This is a genomic window from Leadbetterella sp. DM7 (assembly GCF_040829825.2).
In the GTDB taxonomy this organism is placed as follows: domain Bacteria; phylum Bacteroidota; class Bacteroidia; order Cytophagales; family Spirosomataceae; genus Leadbetterella.
Genome location: NZ_JBFOLH020000056.1, coordinates 1 through 304, shown reverse-complemented (window position 1 = coordinate 304; position 304 = coordinate 1). Strand labels below are relative to the sequence as shown.

Here is a 304-nt window from a genome sequence, read left to right as displayed (position 1 = left end):
ATAAGCAGCGACAAGAGGCGGCTAATGCGACGGTAGCTAGAAACATACCTCAAATGACGCAAACAGCTAAGTCGGTCAGGGGCGTGACTCTTAGCATGCAAAACCTTGGTTATCAGATCCAAGATATTGCGGTTATGGCTCAGTACGGCGCAAGCCCGTTCCTTATCTTCTCTACTCAAATCTCACAGCTACTAGGTGGCCCTGTCGGTGCGATGCTTGGTGCATTCGCTGCAATCGCTGGTGGTATTGCATTAGCGGCAAGCGCTGCAGATGATGCCCAAGAATCAATTGAGGAAATGATCGA

At 50.0% G+C, this 304-nt stretch carries 1 protein-coding gene; it reads left to right on the top strand.

Annotated features, from left to right (window positions below; translation table 11 throughout):
* Window positions 1–53: 53 nt before the first annotated feature.
* Window positions 54–304 (top strand): phage tail length tape measure family protein (locus AB2U10_RS19215; RefSeq protein WP_367916695.1); only part of this gene is annotated, 251 nt, incomplete at its 3' end.